Consider the following 16,973-nt stretch of genomic DNA (forward strand, 5'->3'; position numbering starts at 1 on the left):
GGACCGTCCGGCCGACCAGGGTGGTACGGATATGCGATCACGGCTTCGAATGTCAGAAACCCGGCACTAGGCCCCGGCTCGGATGATGGCGCCGAACATTGGGCCGTCGTCGCAACCTTGGTCGAGACCTGCAAGATCAACAATGTCGATCCGCTCGCCTATCTCACTGACGTCCTAACAAGGATCGTCAACGGGCATCCAAACCGCGACATCGACCAGCTACTGCCCTGGGCCTACCGCGCTCAAGCCCTCAAAGCCGTGGCCTGAAAACGACGCTTACGAAGCACGAGTGCCCGCGCTCATTCTCTTTTGGCAGTTGACGAACGCCTGGCTCAGGTAGGTGACAACCCTATTTGTCGATTGACGGCTTTGGCGTTGAGAACGGAAGACATACTCGTCGCTGGGCACCTTGGTGACGGCGAAACGACCCTTGTCGTCCCTCGGCAGCAGGTTTGCGGTTGGCCGTTCCATCACACCGAACGGGAAGTAATTCTGGCCGCCTATGTTGATACCATTGTGGCAGGATGAGCATCCTTTTTCCATGAATAGCTTTAATCCTGCTTTCTGCTGATCACTGAGAGCATACGCATCGCCCTCGAGGTATTGATCGAACGGGGAGGCGGGTGTGATCAAGGCTGCCTCGAAAGCCTCGATAGCCTTGGCAAAATTGTCGAAGGTGATGGGCGTCGCATCGCTCGGGAACGCCTTGCTGAACATGACGATATAGTCGGTCATCGAATTCAATGTGTTGAGAACGCGAGTGGGCGTCGCATTCATTTCAGCACTGGCCTGGACGGGACCTGCGGCCTGCGCCTTGAGGTCAGCCGCGCGCCCGTCCCAGAACTGCGCCACATTGAAGACTGCGTTATACACCGTTGGCGCGCGACGTGAACCTAGCTGCCAGTGATGACCAATCGACCGCGGGCCGGCATCTGCTCCACCGGTTCCAAGGTTGTGACACGTATTGCAGCTAATGACCCCGCTCGCCGATAGCCTCGGATCGAAGAACAGGCTTTTGCCAAGTGTGACTTTTTCGTGGGTGATAGGGTTGTCCTTGACCGCAGGAATGATTGATGGAATCGGCTTGAAAATCTGCCTCGCCGCACTCATCAAATCCATCGGCTCCTGCCCTTGACGACGTCAGAATCCCAGCGGCTAGAGCATTTTCCACATGATGTGGATCATCTGGTGTATCCAGCATGCCTAAAGTAGTTGGCACACATCTGCGGCGCAAACGACTTGACGAGTTTGCCGATGAGTTTGAGCAGGGCTTGGACCGTGCGGGTGGCGCCTTTGCGCAGCGCAGCTTTCAACCGGGAGAAGGCCTGTTCGATCGGATTGAGGTCGGGCGAGTAGGCCGGCAGATAACGCACGCGGGCGCCGACAGCCTCGATCGCCTCGCGGACACCGGCGATCTTGTGAGTGCGCAAGTTGTCCATGAAGACGATGTCGCCCTTGCGCAAGGTCGGCGCCAGGACTTGCTCGACATAAGCCAGGAACGAGGGCCCATCCATTGCACCGTCGATGACATAGGGCGCCGTGAGGCCATCGATGCGCAGCGCGGCGACAAGCGTCAGCGTCTTCCAGTGACCATGGGGCACGCCAGAGACGAGGCGCTCACCGCGAGGAGAGCGCCCATAGTGCCGGACCATCTTCGTCGTGACCGCAGTCTCGTCGATAAAGATGAGGCGCGGTGCACGCAGCTTGGGCTGCTCGGCTTTCAGCGCGGCACGCTCGGCAGCGACGTCAGGTCGATCCTGCTCGGCGGCGTGCAGTGTTTTTTTTGAAGGTGATGCTGTGACGGTCGAAGAAACGCCAGATCGAACCGATGCCGGCCTTTTGCTTTCTCTGAGAGCGCAGACGCGCGCGGATCTCCTCGAGCGTCAGGTCCGGCTCCGCGGCGATCAGCTCGATCAGCCACTGCTTGTGCTGCTCCAACGGCGAGCGGCTGTGCCCGGTGCCGGGCTTGGCCTCAACGTTTCCGGTCTTCCTCCAACGATCCATCCATCGGATCGTAGTCGAAGCGCCGAGATTGAGAATGCGCGCAGCCTCACGTGCGCTTTCGCCGGACTCAACAAGCTCAACCGCACGCACCCTGAGGTCCTTGGAGTATCCCTTCGCCATCGCATGCCCCGCATGTTGTCGCGGGCAACACCGAATCTGATTTGCGTGCCCGTGGGAATCCCCTTTGACTGTTCCGATTCACCTCAACTGGAAACCGCTCTAGAACGCATAACCTCCCGACGATACAAAGCTCTCGTGCGGCTGATTTCCTCATCTAAGCCTCGCTCTTGGCGGCATTTGTGGAAGTCGCGAACAGAGTACGGCGTCCCGGTTGCCAGTTGTCATGGAATGAGTCTCAGCAGTCAAAGACGAATAGCATCCTTTCGGGGTGCTCACCCCGGTCTCATCAGCTGTCGCTGTTCGTAGCAACCGTCATGCCAGTGGAGTTAATGGTGTGGGCCGTTGATTTGGTCTTGAACGATTGCGGAAATATCTGTCGGCTCGAACGTTTTGGAATCAGCCGATCGTCCATAGTCACCACTCTCCGTCCTGCGATCCAAACCTTTGGGCCAAGTCGTATACTGTCGATCCCGCGCCTTTGAGCGGCAGGCTTGCAACCTAGGTCGGACACCGAACAAAGCGAGCTGCCTCGACGCAACCCGTTGCGCGGTCGACGCGACTAAATCATGCGCCCCTGCGAAATCCTTCAACAATGCGTTGCTGTCCCAGCTCAGCCGTTATGGGCCAGCGCCGGATGACGTTGCTTACGCGCGACAGGCGCTAGTATGTAATTGTCGGCAGGCTCGCCTTAGTGTCTTCCATAAGAATATGGATATGCTCATCCTGAAACGTGTTGGAACGTGCCCGACGATTAAAATGCTTGAATCGACCGTAGCGTCAGGTTGTAGGCAGCACAAAGCAAGATCGGGCGCCTTTGCAGAAATGTCATGTTGGGAACTAACGTCGCGAATGTCACAAGAACTAACGCATTACCTAAAGTGGGCTGCGTGCGCTGCAAATGCTGCCAGCCATGTTGGCTTGGCGAGAGAGCTTGGTGCGTGCGATGCACCGATGATTCGTTAGTACCGCAACAATGATGCCAAGTGCGCAGTGGAAGACCGCTCCCGCTGATGCGGCGACTTGCTTTTCCCAGACAGATGATACTCGCGGGGAGGAACAGTGAAGGGTATGCAGCTCAAGAGAGGTTTGTTGAAACAGAAACAACGAGGGGATTGGACTTACCCTGTACCTCGCCATGTAACCGCCCTTTTTTCGATTGCGATCGCAGCTGCGTGGTGCGCGGGATACGCTCGTGCCCGCGAACTAAGATCAGAAGAGATCTTGACGTCTTGCAGACCGGACGTGATGCGCTTCTGTGACCGCTTTACAGGGCGTGGCGATGTGGACGCGGCCATGTTTTGCCTGAGGGATAATTTCAAGCTCCTGCGTGTCGAATGTCGCCGGGTGATGCCAATCGCGGCGCAGAGAAAGGGCGGATCGAAAAAACGAGGGGCCAACAACCTCCCAATCGTCCTGCATCGGGAGTGAAAACGGAGGGCTTCTTGAGCGCGGGAAGCCGCTTGGATTAGGCGCCGATCGTGCTTCCGAAGGAACCGGTTGGTGCCGTTGCGGGCTCCTCAACGAGCGGTTCAATGGATTCGCTAGAACTGATGGGACTGGTTCTCGTTAAGTGCACCCCAGAACTCAAGACCAGAGGAAATGCGGTCGTCATGAGCCTTTCGAAGGCAAAAAGCTGTTCGAGCAGACGCTTCTCAACGGCCTCACTCTCCTCGCGAGGCAGCTCCGCTTTAAGCAGCCTACGACAGCGCCAGATCTCGTTTCGCACCCATCTGATTTCACTTAATCTATCATCAATCGAAGTCATCACAAATGCAGGTTCAGTTGGCATTGGAATTACAACGCGTACGCCTCAGCACTTCGCAGTCGCTGCATCCGCGTTCATGCGATGGACTGCGCCTGAACGTGCGACTTGCCGTCATTGCCCGGCGCATGTGGCGAACGATTCGATGTATTCAAGGCTCCTATCAAGCGATATCACTTTGCGCTAAGTGCGCGACCGGAATTTGCCGCGGATCGTTGCAGTTTTTCTGCGTTACAATCGTGCGAGCTGCGGAATTCCTGCGCTCCGCAGGGGATCAGAGCGGGAGCTCGCGACTGCAAGCATAGCGATGTTGACCTCGAGCGGCGTACGCTATCTCGCAGCTTCATTGCGCTTGCCGTTCCCGCGCTTGTCGGCGGACGATCGTAATCGTCTTCTCAATGGGAAGGGACGCGCGCTCACCGACATCATGGAAATGGCGTGGCGCAAGTATTGTCCCCCATAGAAAAAGACGAGTTCTACCGCGATATCATGCGCGCGAATCGATCGACGAAATGCAAGAGCGAGCTTGGGATCTCAGATGAAGAATCTCAGTTGAAGTCGTTTGAGCTGAATAGGGCTTCCACTGATAGTCATTGCGATCGTGGGTCGTGCAAAGTGCAAGCCAACATTTAATGGCTTGAACCCCACGCTGCGTCAGGTTGTAGGATGTAAAGCCGTAAAGACAAAGGCAGGCTGGGGTGACCGTCGAGTGAGTCAATATCATCCGGCAGGCGAGCTTCCTGTGCCGATTGTCTCACTCGCGGCCAGGGGCGAGTAGGTGCATCGATCGGCTGGGATGATGCCGTGTTCGCCGTTATCAGTTGCGCTGCAACACCGGAGTCGCGATATGCCACGAGGTAATGGAATGATGTGCGTAAAATTGCTGACAGCGGTTGCAACCGCATTTCTCGTTGCGCAGTGAGAGCGCCTTCGGTGAACCGCCCCGCTGTCGCAAGCAGATGCCTAAACTGCATAGGCGGTTACTATCAGCCAGAAGCGAAAACCGGTCGCATTGAGCTCGTGGCCGCACAAGGCGCTGCGGCGAAAGCTCGGAAGATCCCATGTCTGCTCAAGCCAATCTGACCGCGGCGCTAACCGAAATCGATCGTGCTCGCGACATCGTTGAATTCTCAACTGTGGTGGTTGCGCGCGATAAGCAGCTGCGCAAGACGGACCATCCAGTCTTTTTGCAACACGCAGCCCTTGAGTTTCAATCTAGGTTCCTGCCAAATTTCGAGGAAAGCATCCGTGCCGGGAAGTCGTGGGGCTATGCCACGACGTGCAATGCGGTGAGCCGAAAGGCGGGAGGTCAGGCCGGCCGGGACGCTTGCGAGAGAATAGCTTGTCGTCTGTCGCTGCTTGAACATGCGCTGATTGGGAAAATCGGAATAAGGGCGCTTTCCATATTTGCAGCATCATTCGGTCGGCACTCCAACAGAGCGGAATGTCGCAAAGGGGCAATCAGAATAGCTAAGTTCTGTCGCGACGAAAGCAGGCCGCTTCAAGAGTTGAACAACCTAAGCCTGGCGGCGCTGATAAACGGCTTCAGTAAATGGCCGGAAGAAGCAGATTTTCGCCAGGCGGCGGTTGCAATCGCGGGCGATGTCATTCGGCGCTCAGGCCGCCATCACCAGCTCTCTGACTTTACACAGCAAGGATTGGTGAGCCTGGTCAACGGATTCAGCAAATGGCCGGATGAGGCGGCCTCATGCAAGGCGGCAGCCGTGCTTGCACGCGAAATTCTGCGTCGTTCCGGCAGGCTCTGCGAATTTCCTCAGCAGGGATTAGCCATCCTGGTGAACGGCTTCAGCAAGTGGCCGGAAGAGCTGGCCTGTGGTCAAGTCACGATTGCGATCGCAGGCGAAGTCCTTGGACGGGTCACCCAATTTCCTGAGCTTAGCGAGCAAGATCTAGCAAATTTGGTGAATGGCTTCAGTAAATGGCCGGATGAGGCAGTCTCTCGTCAGGCCACAGTCGCGATTGCAAGTGAGCTGCTGCGCCGTGCTGACCAGCTTCCTCATTATAGTCAACAGGGACTGGCGAACCTGGTGAACGGGTTTTGCAAGTGGCCTGACGATGCGACATGTCGTAAGGCGACAGTCGCGATCGCTGGTGAGGTACTTTGGCGTGCAGCCCAACTCCCCGATCTTACTCAGCAGGGGCTGGCGAACCTGGTGAACGGTTTTAGCAAGTGGCCGGAAGAGCCGGCGTTTTGCCGCGCAGTAGTCGCACTCGCTCGTGAGGTTCTGCGCCGTGCCACTCAGCTCTGCGAGTTTTCACAACAGGGACTAGCGAACTTAGTGAACGGCTTCAGCAATTGGCCGGAGGAGCTGCCCTGTGGTCAAGTGACCGTTGTACTCGCGGGCGAAGTCCTTCGCCGCGCCGGGCGGAGGACGGGGCTCTCAGACTTTACCACCCAGGACCTCAGGGGCCTGGTGATCGGTTTCAACAGATGGCCGCAGAAGAGCGCGGCTCGGCAAGCCACGATTGCGATCGTTAATGAGGTCCTTGGCCGCGGTGTTCGGTTCTTTGACTTTACCAAGCCGGAATCGGAGAGTCTGTTGGATGACTTCAGCAGATGGCCGCAAGGCGCTACGGGCCATGAGGCGATAGCGAAGATCATCGGGGAGCTGCAACTCATACAAAGTGAAGCGACCCAGCCTCGTACGGGGGAGAAGTGGGCCAACCAAAAGAGGCAATCGACCAAAGAAATCTCTTCCTAGCCGTGTTCAACGCGCATGATGCGGCGACGTCGCAATACGACAATCTACGCAGAGATGCTCTCGTGATGCCGTCGGCGGCGTCTACAGTTCACAGAACCGAAAAAAAATCAGGAGGATGTAGTTCTTGGTCCAGGCTGAGAAGGATATCGTCGAGCAGATGCTCTCATCATTGACGATCAGCTTGTTGCAGAATCGTGTCGCGCCTTCCTATGAACAGGTGATGCATCATTTCGGCTTGGCCTGCGAGAGAGCGGGGCTGATCGCGACGGAAGAGGTGGCAATCCGGATATTGAAGCGCGTCTCACGTGAGATCAACGAGGCGCATTCGGTGCTCGAGTTTGTCGGTCGCGGCGCGGATCTACTACATTGAGGTCGAGGTCTAAGGAATTCCATCGCATCTGCAGATGCAGCTGTTCAATTGTTCAACCGAAAAGGCCTTCCGGCAAGAGCCAGTGGTCAGCTTTCGTTGGCCGAAGCCTGCGGAAACGTGAGTCGATCTGGCGAGGATCGGTCCTCGCCGCCCGATGTCGGAATAGGTGGGAGTTCGTCATCCAGGAAGACATAGTCGCCCGGCCGAAAAGACCGGCTGGACGTTTGTGCCGATCGCGGGTCGTGACCGCGCTTTGATCGCCGGCTTTGTCATCAGCCGATGAGCACGCCAACCATGGTAAGGCCTGACAGCTTAAAGGTGCGGCTCCGCACGCATTCGCTTCATTTGGACAGGAAGAAACGGCGTCGATGAATACAGAACAACTTGGCTCAGGCTCTCCTTCCGAAACTTCCGATTCGGAAACGTCCGAGCCGGGGTCTCTGGCCACGATGCAGTGGCGCGAAGCCCTGACGGATGCGCTGGCATTCGCCAATGAGGCATCCAGCCGGCAGCATGAGACCTTGGCGGACTGGGCTGCCGAAGACGGGCAGGGGCAACATGAGAATCGTCAACAGGCGGTAAGTCGAACGATGGATTGGCGGCAGACGGGCGACCTCAATGAGGCCCTGGATCTGTCATCGCTGTCCCTGACCTCCTTGTCTGGACCGATCCTGGCCGGGCTGCGTCGCCTGAACGTCGATGACAATCAACTGAACAGCCTTCCCGCGGACCTTCCGGCTGGTCTCCGGCGGCTCTATGCCAGCAATAATCGCTTGACCAACCTACCTGAGCTGCCTGCTGGCCTGCGACGGCTATATGTCATCAGCAACGGGCTGACCAACCTGCCGGCACAGTTACCGCCCGGGTTGCGGCGCCTGAACGTCGATAACAATCAGCTGGCCAGTCTGCCTGATCGCCTTCCGGCGACGCTTGAGGAACTGGACGCTAGCGGCAACCGCCTGAGCAGTCTGCCCGAGCTTCCAGCCGGGCTCCAGCGTCAGCGCTAGCCATAACGAGCTGACCAGTCTGCCCGAAACGGTGCCTCCTGAACTGCTATGGCTCGGCGCCAGCAACAACCAGCTAACCAGCGTACCCGAGACCCTGCCTGACACAGCTAAGTCATGACTCGAGTGTTGATCTGGAGAATAACCCGCTCCCCGATTGGGTGCAGGCCGGCCTGGCGACAGCGATACATGCCGCAGGTTATGCGGGTCCGCAGGTCTTTTTCTCGATCGCCGAAGGAGCTGTGGAAGTCCAGCCGCGGTCTCTGCAAGAGGTTGTCGCGGACTGGCTCGAGGCCGAGCCATCGGTAATGGCCGCCTGGCAGTGCTTCGAACAAGAACGGGGAGTCCCGGAATACGCGCGGTTCCTCGACCGGCTGTCGAGAACAGTGAGCTCTAGCGATCAGGAGTTCCGGCGGAGGACGGTGATTAATGATCTGCGGCAGGCCGCGGAGAACAGCAACTTGCGCGAGCAGTATTTCGACCTGGCCCTTGACGCCAGTGAAACGTGCGAAGATCGGGTCACGTTGACCTGGAACGCGATGCAAAACGCACGCATGATCGAGGACGTCAAGAATGGCGTCTATGATAATGACGGTCGCCTTGCCGATCTGATCGATCTGGGCCGGGTCATGTTCCGCCTGGACGCGCTGGAGAGGATTGCCCGCAAGAAGGTCGAATCGCTGCAAGCCGAACTTCAACTGATCGGCGACGAGGACGCCGAGCGGTTGCTCGGACCCGACATCTCAAATGAGATCGCCAGCGAGATCAAGGGCGGGCTAATGCGCCAGGTGCTTACTGAGCGCGGCCTCCAACTGTGAAGCCGCATTCAATTCCAGGGCCTGCCAGTTCGATTCTTCCTATCGGCGGGTGTCACTACGGCGGGGCAATCTAGGTAGGCGGAGCCAGGCAATCAGGGTCTTCCGCATATTGGTGCCGTATGAGCGATCAGGATTAGACAGGTTGTCCGGAGTTCTCAAGCAGCCAAGAGCGCGCGACGATGCGTGCGGGCGGCGCCAAGCACATTTGTGTGCTGTTGCGCCAGAGCTATCTACGCCTCGCTAAGCGCGCAGCCATCATGATCGACTGCTATACTCACGCTCATCTGCAAGATTGGTGATGATACAATGCTGTAAGCTCGCTTGGGCCCACTGCTTCGGCTTAGTGCAGCGGGGTGCGCAGCCAGGATCAGCATCAGCGCGGTCCAAAGATCTATGCGTTACATGCGCCGGAGGTAGAGCGCAACGGCAAGGGCAAAGCCCGCGCTCCTTACGAGTCGGCTGCAGGGTTAGTATCGCCACCCTTTGACGTCTCCGAAGGGCAGACAGTTCCTCCTCCTTGCCAAGGCATTGCATGGCAATCTCTTCGACGGGCGCACGCTCGGCCTTGTCATTGCCGACATGGAGAAGCTCACCGGCGTGGAGACTCGCCGCATCCACGCGACAAAGTGGCATCATGGTCACAAGCACCCGCATCGGCTCAGGGTCTGGATCTCGGGCCAGGTCCGCCGCGTCACCGCTTCCATTCGTTGCGAGATGAAGCGTCGCGCGGCTATCGAGCCCGTTATCAGCTACGTCAAGGGCGAACATCGCACGGAGCGCAACCATCTCAAAGGTCGCCCTCGACGACCGCATCAACGTCGTCCTTGCCGCCGCCGGCGACAACTTCGGACTGCTCCTCCGATGGCTGGCAGAGCTTTTGCGCGTCATCCGCGCCCTCGTCGAAACCGTCCCGGGTCACAACATCGCTTGAGCCGGGCGCTGCACCGGATCTTCACGGACGACCGCATAATCGAGATGGAATCCTTATCGCAATTGCATTCGATCACGCACCCTATCGACATAGATGGCGAGCGGGAACTTCAAGTTACCCTGGCGCGCCGCAGGCTCTCGATATTCGTCGCCCGAGATCGATAAGGCCCCCGCAGCATCACGCTCGATTCCAAATCGCGAAACATGGTGTAATTTCGTCGGATCCACTGATGCAGCTCGGAGGACCAGTCCTTTTCGTTGCGCAGATATCCGGTAAAAGAAAAGCTAAGTCGGTCTATATATCTCTTTAGAAACAGGGGCAGCGCGGGAATTCGAAGCACCCGCTCTGTGTCCATCGCTTCAGGTAATCCTCCGCACAGCACGAATTCATTGTGGACGGTGACCAGCGACGCCGGAGGAATCTGCCGCCGCAGCATTTCATAGCCACGAAAGGAGATGCGGTCAGCGCCCGCAACGAAGAGGATGATAGGCACGACATGGCAGCGCGCAGTCTCTTTCATAAAGCCGATCTCCTCGCACATCTTGAAAAACTCGTCGAAGGCGTGGAAGCCGAGGTCGATCACCTTGGCTACCCGATCGTGAATGATCAGCGGGTCCATCAGCTGCATCTTGCCATAAGTATCGATCACATCTGCGGTCTCCGTGATGTTAGGAAGGTAATCGAGCAATGACGGCTCCTTCAGATTGACATCGAAGGAGAGCGCCGTGCCATTTTTCAGCAGCAAGTACTCGCTCACAAGGCGAGCGACGAGGGTTTTGCCGACCTGCGGGCTAGGAGAGCAGATGATGTAGATGGGTGTCGCTAACATAGCCAGCAGATCAATCTCGCTTCGTGCTTGGGCTCAACCCGTCGCTCGTCGATAATGCGATTACTTCTCGGCACTCCGGACTGCTGACTTGGCGCCGGCCAATTCCGTCAGGTTGATGCGATCAAATTCGCTCCAGACATTTGCCAACCAGTGCCGTACATAGCCGCGCAGCACGAAGGAGTTGTTCGCCGGCTCATCGTTCCGCCCCTTATTGGCGACGAAGTCTACGAAAGGGACAGAAGCGACTTCGACCTGCTCATAGGCCATCTCGTTGAGCTTCGGTATGGTCAATTCGGTCGCATGCTTGATACGATGAAAATAGGAACTATAGGTCGATTGGTCCCACTGGAAGAACTGAGTGTCGTTGATGAAGTTCTTGACCAGATAGTACTTTGCGCCGCCCATGAAAGTTGCGGTCTCGGCGATCTCGTCCAGCGAAGCGATGGATGATCCCAGGATATGGAATACGGCGAAGGTGATCTGGCCGGACCGGGCCGAATCCAAAAAGCCGATGTCGCGCAAGGAGGCCAACGCTGTGGATAGCAAGCCGGCCCGAGCGTCGATGACAGTGACGGACAGTCCTGAATTTAGGGTATCGAAGATCTTCATCTGGTCCGCAGTCGTCGTCATATCGACGATCTCGGTGATTGCGGGATAGAAGCGCTTCAGCGTTCCCCGCGGCGATTCCGTGTCGAATGCGCGTGTTTGCACGTTATTGACATTGAAGTAGTCAAGGAGCGTCCGTGACACGGTCGTCTTGCCAACTCCTCCTTTGTCTGCGCCCACCACAATCACAACTGGCTTCACCATGGAATTCTCCTGAGACACTCGCTATCGCCGCGCGAAGTGCGCAAACGGCGAGTCTCTGTTTTGGGTGTGAACATGGCAGAAAGAAGGGGCAATAGATTCTTCGATCCGAGAGCGGCGCAACTGATGAAGTTTACCAACGTCAAGCCATCAGAGCGTTTTTGATTGCAGCGGCGATGCAGTCGAGAACAGCAGCTAATCACCCGTGATCGTGCTTCACGTGAGGTTTGTGAGGAGCTGAAAGAGCAATTAGTCGAAGAGTCGCCTCTGCGCAGGTGATGGCCATCGCGATCACCATCAACTGCACAGTTCCAGCTCTTTGACCAGCATGACATGACTTGAAGCTCACGTAACATCAGATTGTAGACTTGGTGGAAGCAGGATCGAGGCAGTGCGGCGCGGCTGCGTAGACGCGTTCGGCCCGTCGGGTCGCAGGCTGTGATGACCTGGTCGATCATCAAACATTTAACTTGACAATCATTACTGTCGTCTTCGGCAGGTGACGTGGCTAGTCAGTTCGAGGATGACAATGAAAGTATCGAGCCATCGGTCTATTGAAAGACACGCGGCAGGTTTGAGCGCTGGAGTGGAAGCGTAGCCACTTTAGCACCCAGCGAGCCGAAGTTGCTCCCGTGAAGAAGGCGGCGGCCGACCGCTGCGTGCGGCCGCGTCCGAGATGCTTGTTGGGGTCACAGCGGCCCACGTGACGCCTGCGCGTAAAGTGAGGATCGCCAATGGAAGACTGCCATCAGGCTCGCCTCCAAAGCACCTGGAGAACGTCGGTCGGACATCGCTTCCCGACGTCAAATAGGTCAACAGAGCCGAGGCTCCGGGCCGCGCGCTCAGCTTGGCAATGCGGACGTGGTTGGCGTAATTGGCACGAATTCGAGCTGGAGCCGAATGCGCGTGCGATTTTTGGCAGTCTTTCAGCGCTCGGATTCGCTACACCGCGCTTGATCTCGGCGACCTGACGCGTCGTATGTGTGAAGAGCGTCGCGAACTTGGGTTGCGTTGGCCCTAGGTGGTGTGGACTCTAAGGATTCCCTTTTAGGCGCAAATCAGATTCAAGGCTGCTTTTGGGGAGGCCGCCTTGGGTGTGATGGACCGCTTGGTATTGAGCGACGCGACATGGGAGCGGATGGCGCCGTTGATCATCGGCCGGCCTGACCAGAAGGGTTCGACCGGACGGGACAACCGGATGTTTGTGGAGGGCGTACTTTGGATCGTGCGCACTGGCTCTCCCTGGCGTGATCTTCCGGAGGTGTTTGGAGACTGGAACAGCGTGTTTCGGCGCTTCAGTCGATGGAGCATCAAGGGGGTCTGGTGGCGCATATTCGAAGCGATGTCCGGTGATCCGGACTTCGAGTATCTGATCGTCGACTCCACCATCGTCCGGGCGCACCAGCACGCCGCTGGGGCGAAAAAAGGGGGTCTGAAGATCAGGCGATCGGTCGCTCGCGCGGTGGCCTGAGCACCAAGATACATATGGCCGTTCGCGGCCTGGGATGTCCCGTACGGTTCAAGCTCACCGCAGGTCAGAAGAGCGACGTACCGCAAGCCGCCGAATTGATCGAGGGATTACCTGCCCAGGTCGTCATGGCGGATACGGCTTATGACGCCGATCACTTGCGCCAGGCGATCGCTGCCAAAGGCGCGCTCGCCGTCATCCCCAACAACCCGTCACGTGCGCTCAAATATCCGCTGGACAAGCATCTCTATGCCCAGCGTCATCTCGTCGAATGCTGCTTCTCAAAACTCAAGCAGTTCCGCCGCGTCGCAACCCGCTTCGAAAAGACCGCCCGAAATTACCTGGCCGTCGTTACTCTCGCAGCCATCGTCTTATGGATGCGATAAATGTCCACACCACCTAGAGCATGCCGCACAACGATGGATGTGAAGGCAATTCGGAAGAAGGTCGGACTAACGCAGGAGGAATTTGCCCCGCGCTGCTCTGTAAGATTGGCCAGACTGCGAGATCTGGGAGCAAAGGCGATATGCTCCTGATCAGACCGCGCGCGCCTATCTGACGATTGTCCATCGTGATCCGGTCGCCGTGGAGCGCTGGCGCAAGAGTGTGAAGCTGCTTGAGTGGCTTAAGGGGCGCCCGCCTCGCGCACGCCCGACGTGAGGAGGCTTTCACGGCGTACACTCTACGACCTGCACCGGCTGATCTGTGCATCTGATGTCGAAATTGCGCTGACCGGATCGGCCCTTATTAATACCGACAGCACCGTTTATCGACCGATCACTCTGACCGTTTGGCCATGGCCTCTTCGATTTGGTCGGCAAGCTGCAAAACGGGCGCCGAGATGCTCGTACAGATCGCGCTTCTTCTCGTCAGTCGCACTTTTTGCTACCGCATATCCGGCTTCGGCATGAAGCTTCTTCACACTCGCCTCCACGTCCTCCATGGGGCCACCGACCCTTTAGTTTACCCTCTAGAGGTTGCGCTGTAGGGCAGGTGTCGATCCGCTGGCGCCACGGTACATAACGCTATTCCTCGACGGTAACACCAGCTGAGCACAACTGTAAGACGCCTAAAGGCGGATACTTATCGCGGCAGATCGAGTAAGGAGGGGAAACAGGAAGCGTCGACTTCATAGCTCCTGCGTCTTCGTCCCGGAGCCTCCAAAAGATGCGATTTCTAGCGCTGTGAGGACTTCCGGGTGCCGGGGATCGCTGCTTGAGCGAGAAGTGAAAGATTGGTAACAAGGCAATCGGTGAGCGCTCATTTGTGCTGCTCAGCCGTGAGTCCGAGAGTTGAGCCCGATCCCCCGCGGTTGCCAAGTGCCAGTTCTCGACCGGAAGGAGAATAAATGGAGAGTGAGCCTCGTGGCTACGAGCCGGGTTACCTACAAGCTAATTGGGTTTTTTCGGTAAGGTGGGTGATGGCGTGGCGCTTAGCTGCTCGGTGTGTGGCGGCGGCGTCGCGACCGATGGGACAGGGGACGACTGGGCTTCGCCAAGGCGGGCGCGGCCGACGATAATGGTGAGCAGGCCCTGGCCCCACAGTCGCTGCGTCGACGACGGCGTTGTGCTTTTCGAAATAGTTGATCGGTAGCTTGTCAAGCTGATGCTGCAGCAGCGTGCGCGCAAGTTTTGATGATGAGTTGAGCGCCAGCATTTGCGAGCCCTTCAGGTAACACTTTGCGTCATCGAGTTCCTGCTGGGTCGGCCCTACCTCGGCGATGTGGCGGGCTTGCTTCTCGATCTGTTCGACCGTCTCGCCGGCGCGATCGGCTCGGGTCGCGCATTTGCCGACGAACATGGCCGAATGAGTCCTCCAGACCAGGTGCTCACGTACGAAATAGGCTAGCTCGCGCTTCTCGCGGACTTCGCGGAACAGCCGCGACCTCAGACCTGCACCGCCGAGGATGTGGTTGACGACATAGGCGGCCATGAAATCGGGCTCGCCGCGGCGAACGCCGGACCGCCGAAAGCCATGACTGTCTGCGGCACATCGAACGGAATGAATGCGCGCTGCGGCGGCTTTGCCACGACCACGTCGGGTACCGGCGTCGAGTCCGCCTTGGCCGGCAAGCCGCCAAAGGTCTTGTCGAGAAGCTTGCAGAGTACCTCTGGATCGACGTTGCCGACCACCGCGATCTTGAGCGTGTCTCTTGCGATCACGCGTCGGACATGGCTCTTGAGATCCGCGACTTCGATCTTCGGCACGCTTTCGACCGAGCCTGCGGTTGGGCGGGCATAAGGATGATCGTTGAAGGCGACCTCTAGGAGCTTGCGACCGGCGAGTGATGATGGATCGGTCGAGTAATGCCGAAGGCGCGCAAGTACGCCGGCGCGGATTCGTTCGACATCGGCGGGGTCGAAGCGGGGCGAGGTTAGCGCCATCCTTAGAAGGTCGAAGGCCTCGTCCCCGTTGTCCTCGAGGGTGCGCAAGCCACCGCAGAAGTGATCTTGGGTCGATCCAAAGCTTAGCTCGATGGCGCGGCGGTCGAGTCGCTCATGAAAGGCCTTGAAGTTGAGATCGCCGGAACCTTCGTTGAGCAGGCCAGCAACCATGTGGCCAACCCCGGGTTTGTCGGTGGGATCTTGAGTCGCGCCGCCCCCGAAAGCGAATTCCATCGCGATCAACGGGACGGTGGAATCTCGGACGAACCAGACTTCTATACCGCAAGACGAGACCAAACGCTGGATCGTGGTCGTGATGGCGGCAAGCGAAGGTGGCGAGGTGAGCATCGCGATTGAGAGCGACGCGCCGCCGAGGAGAACCTCACGTCGTGTGCAAGAATAGGTCACTGCAGCTTCTCCCCGTGCTGTGGCGCTGACTCTTTGATGAGATAACCGGTCACCGAGCGTCTCTTGTCGAGCCATTTGCGCGCGGCCTCCTGCACCTGCTGGGCGCCGACGGCGCGGATGCCGTCCGGCCAGCCTCGGATATCGTCGATGCTCCGTCCCGTCGTCAGGCCGCGGCCATACCAGCTCGCGACCATTTCGTGATTGTCTTGGGCGTAGATTGCTTGCGCAATCAGCCAGGTCTTGACCCGCTCGAGATCTTCGGGAGTCGCCGGATGATGCGCAATGTCGGCGATCACCTCGTCGGCGGCGCGCTCAATCCGGGCGAACTCGACGCCAGGTTTTGGTGTGACGGAAATCCCGAATTGCGAGGGGTCGAATGCGGTAGCGTGGTAGCCCGCCGATGTACTGACCGCGAGCTGCTTATCGATTACCAGCGCGCGATAGAGATATGAGTTGACGCCACTGCCCATCAGTTTCACCAGCACCTCGAGCGCTGCGCTCTCCCCGGCGGCCGCGGTGCGAGCCGACGGTACGAGATAGCAGCGGTGCAAGGCTGGCTGCTCGACGCGGGGATCGGCCAGCGTCACGGCGCGCAGCGCGGCCGGGGTCGGCTCCTGCGGTCGCAGGCGTTGAGCGGGGATCGACGGCTACGGGGGGATGTCGCCAAAATTCTTCTCCACCATCGCGTGGATCTCAGTGGCTTCGACGTCGCCCGCGATGATCGGGATGGCGTTGTTCGGTGCGTAGAAACGCTTATAGAACGCGAGCGCATCCTCGCGCTGGAGCTTTTCGATCTCCTGCCGCCAACCGATCACAGGACGGCCGTAGGGATGGTTGAGGTAAAGCGCCGCCATCATCTGCTCGGCGAGCCGCGCACCCGGATCGTTTGCGACCCGCATATTGAATTCCTCAAGCACGACGTTGCGCTCGGACAGCACGTTCTCATCTTTTAGCATGAGACCAGTCATGCGGTCAGCTTCAAGTTCCATTATCTTTGCCGAGGTGCTCGCGCGGCACATGCTGGAAATAGCTGGTATAGTCGGTTCCGGTGAACGCATTTTTGGTTGCCGCCGACGCGCAACACGGTCTGGGAAAACTCATCCGCCGGATGTTTGGAGGTGCCCTTGAACATTAGGTGTTCGAGGAAATGCGCCAGCCCCGATTTGCCCGGCGGCTCATCGGCGGCCTCGACCTTATACCAGATCATCTGAGTCACAACGGGTATCCGATGATCCGGAATCACCACCACCTGCAGGCCGTTATGAAGCACAAAGCTAGCCGGTCGATCTGACGTGACCGTGTTCTGGGCGAAGACGCTCTCCTCCTCGGGAAAGTATAGGTTACC

At 58.1% G+C, this 16,973-nt stretch carries 9 protein-coding genes and 4 pseudogenes; 7 read left to right on the forward strand and 6 right to left on the reverse strand.

Annotation, left to right across the window (positions count from 1 at the left end):
* Positions 1 to 54: 54 nt before the first annotated feature.
* Positions 55 to 267: pseudogene (locus tag ACVMDN_RS02175) on the forward strand (transposase domain-containing protein); the annotation flags it as partial.
* Between the two features lie 9 nt (positions 268 to 276).
* Here ACVMDN_RS02175 and ACVMDN_RS02180 read toward each other — a convergent pair.
* Positions 277 to 1,119 (reverse strand): cytochrome-c peroxidase, encoded by an 843-nt coding sequence (locus ACVMDN_RS02180; RefSeq protein ID WP_420866017.1) that lies wholly within the window; start codon positions 1,117 to 1,119, stop codon positions 277 to 279.
* A 62-nt stretch (positions 1,120 to 1,181) separates the two neighbouring features.
* Positions 1,182 to 2,124, reverse strand: a protein-coding gene (locus ACVMDN_RS02185) for an IS630 family transposase (protein WP_141343507.1) whose coding sequence is annotated in 2 segments (ribosomal slippage) — positions 1,182 to 1,784 and positions 1,786 to 2,124 — 942 coding nt in all. Because the reading frame shifts where the segments join, the coding sequence is not laid out codon by codon here.
* A 2,823-nt stretch (positions 2,125 to 4,947) separates the two neighbouring features.
* On the opposite strand from ACVMDN_RS02185, the gene ACVMDN_RS02190 reads away from it, so the two are divergent.
* The 5 genes and pseudogenes from ACVMDN_RS02190 to ACVMDN_RS02210 form a co-directional block, all read left to right on the forward strand.
* On the forward strand, positions 4,948 to 6,609 hold the full coding sequence (locus ACVMDN_RS02190; RefSeq protein WP_456835770.1) for a hypothetical protein: 1,662 nt from the start codon (positions 4,948 to 4,950) through the stop codon (positions 6,607 to 6,609).
* A 124-nt stretch (positions 6,610 to 6,733) separates the two neighbouring features.
* On the forward strand, positions 6,734 to 6,979 hold the full coding sequence (locus tag ACVMDN_RS02195) for a hypothetical protein (RefSeq protein ID WP_245314104.1): 246 nt from the start codon (positions 6,734 to 6,736) through the stop codon (positions 6,977 to 6,979).
* Positions 6,980 to 7,347: 368 nt separating this feature from the next.
* Positions 7,348 to 7,986 carry a hypothetical protein gene (locus ACVMDN_RS02200; protein ID WP_245314102.1) on the forward strand — a complete coding sequence of 213 codons (639 nt, stop codon included), beginning with the start codon at positions 7,348 to 7,350 and terminating at the stop codon, positions 7,984 to 7,986.
* Positions 7,987 to 8,144: 158 nt separating this feature from the next.
* Positions 8,145 to 8,801, forward strand: a complete 657-nt coding sequence (locus ACVMDN_RS02205) for an NEL-type E3 ubiquitin ligase domain-containing protein (RefSeq protein WP_456835769.1) — start codon at positions 8,145 to 8,147, stop codon at positions 8,799 to 8,801.
* A 194-nt stretch (positions 8,802 to 8,995) separates the two neighbouring features.
* Positions 8,996 to 9,732: pseudogene (locus tag ACVMDN_RS02210) on the forward strand (IS5/IS1182 family transposase); the annotation flags it as partial.
* 109 nt (positions 9,733 to 9,841) lie between these two features.
* On the opposite strand, the gene ACVMDN_RS02215 reads toward ACVMDN_RS02210, so the two are convergent.
* Both ACVMDN_RS02215 and ACVMDN_RS02220 read right to left on the reverse strand, forming a co-directional pair.
* A complete protein-coding gene (locus ACVMDN_RS02215) occupies positions 9,842 to 10,561 on the reverse strand; it encodes a hypothetical protein (protein ID WP_069280069.1) in 720 nt (239 codons plus the stop codon).
* Between the two features lie 60 nt (positions 10,562 to 10,621).
* Positions 10,622 to 11,371 carry a P-loop NTPase family protein gene (locus ACVMDN_RS02220; protein ID WP_057018235.1) on the reverse strand — a complete coding sequence of 250 codons (750 nt, stop codon included), beginning with the start codon at positions 11,369 to 11,371 and terminating at the stop codon, positions 10,622 to 10,624.
* Positions 11,372 to 12,458: 1,087 nt separating this feature from the next.
* On the opposite strand from ACVMDN_RS02220, the gene ACVMDN_RS02225 reads away from it, so the two are divergent.
* Positions 12,459 to 13,222, forward strand: a protein-coding gene (locus tag ACVMDN_RS02225; protein ID WP_139481326.1) for an IS5 family transposase whose coding sequence is annotated in 2 segments (ribosomal slippage) — positions 12,459 to 12,794 and positions 12,797 to 13,222 — 762 coding nt in all. Because the reading frame shifts where the segments join, the coding sequence is not laid out codon by codon here.
* Between the two features lie 1,005 nt (positions 13,223 to 14,227).
* Here ACVMDN_RS02225 and ACVMDN_RS02230 read toward each other — a convergent pair.
* A pseudogene (locus ACVMDN_RS02230) lies at positions 14,228 to 15,568 on the reverse strand (M16 family metallopeptidase).
* A gap of 56 nt (positions 15,569 to 15,624) precedes the next feature.
* Positions 15,625 to 16,898 (reverse strand): annotated as a pseudogene (locus ACVMDN_RS02235) (M16 family metallopeptidase).
* Positions 16,899 to 16,973 lie beyond the last annotated feature (75 nt).

The organism is Bradyrhizobium sp. USDA 4510 (assembly GCF_054059095.1).

What these genes read in the sequence shown, in the direction of transcription:
- ACVMDN_RS02200 (WP_245314102.1), top strand. Translation starts at nt 7,348, where the DNA reads ATGAATACAGAACAACTTGGCTCAGGCTCTCCTTCCGAAACTTCCGAT.
- ACVMDN_RS02220 (WP_057018235.1), bottom strand. Translation starts at nt 11,371, where the DNA reads ATGGTGAAGCCAGTTGTGATTGTGGTGGGCGCAGACAAAGGAGGAGTT.
- ACVMDN_RS02190 (WP_456835770.1), top strand. Translation starts at nt 4,948, where the DNA reads ATGTCTGCTCAAGCCAATCTGACCGCGGCGCTAACCGAAATCGATCGT.
- ACVMDN_RS02180 (WP_420866017.1), bottom strand. Translation starts at nt 1,119, where the DNA reads ATGGATTTGATGAGTGCGGCGAGGCAGATTTTCAAGCCGATTCCATCA.
- ACVMDN_RS02215 (WP_069280069.1), bottom strand. Translation starts at nt 10,561, where the DNA reads ATGTTAGCGACACCCATCTACATCATCTGCTCTCCTAGCCCGCAGGTC.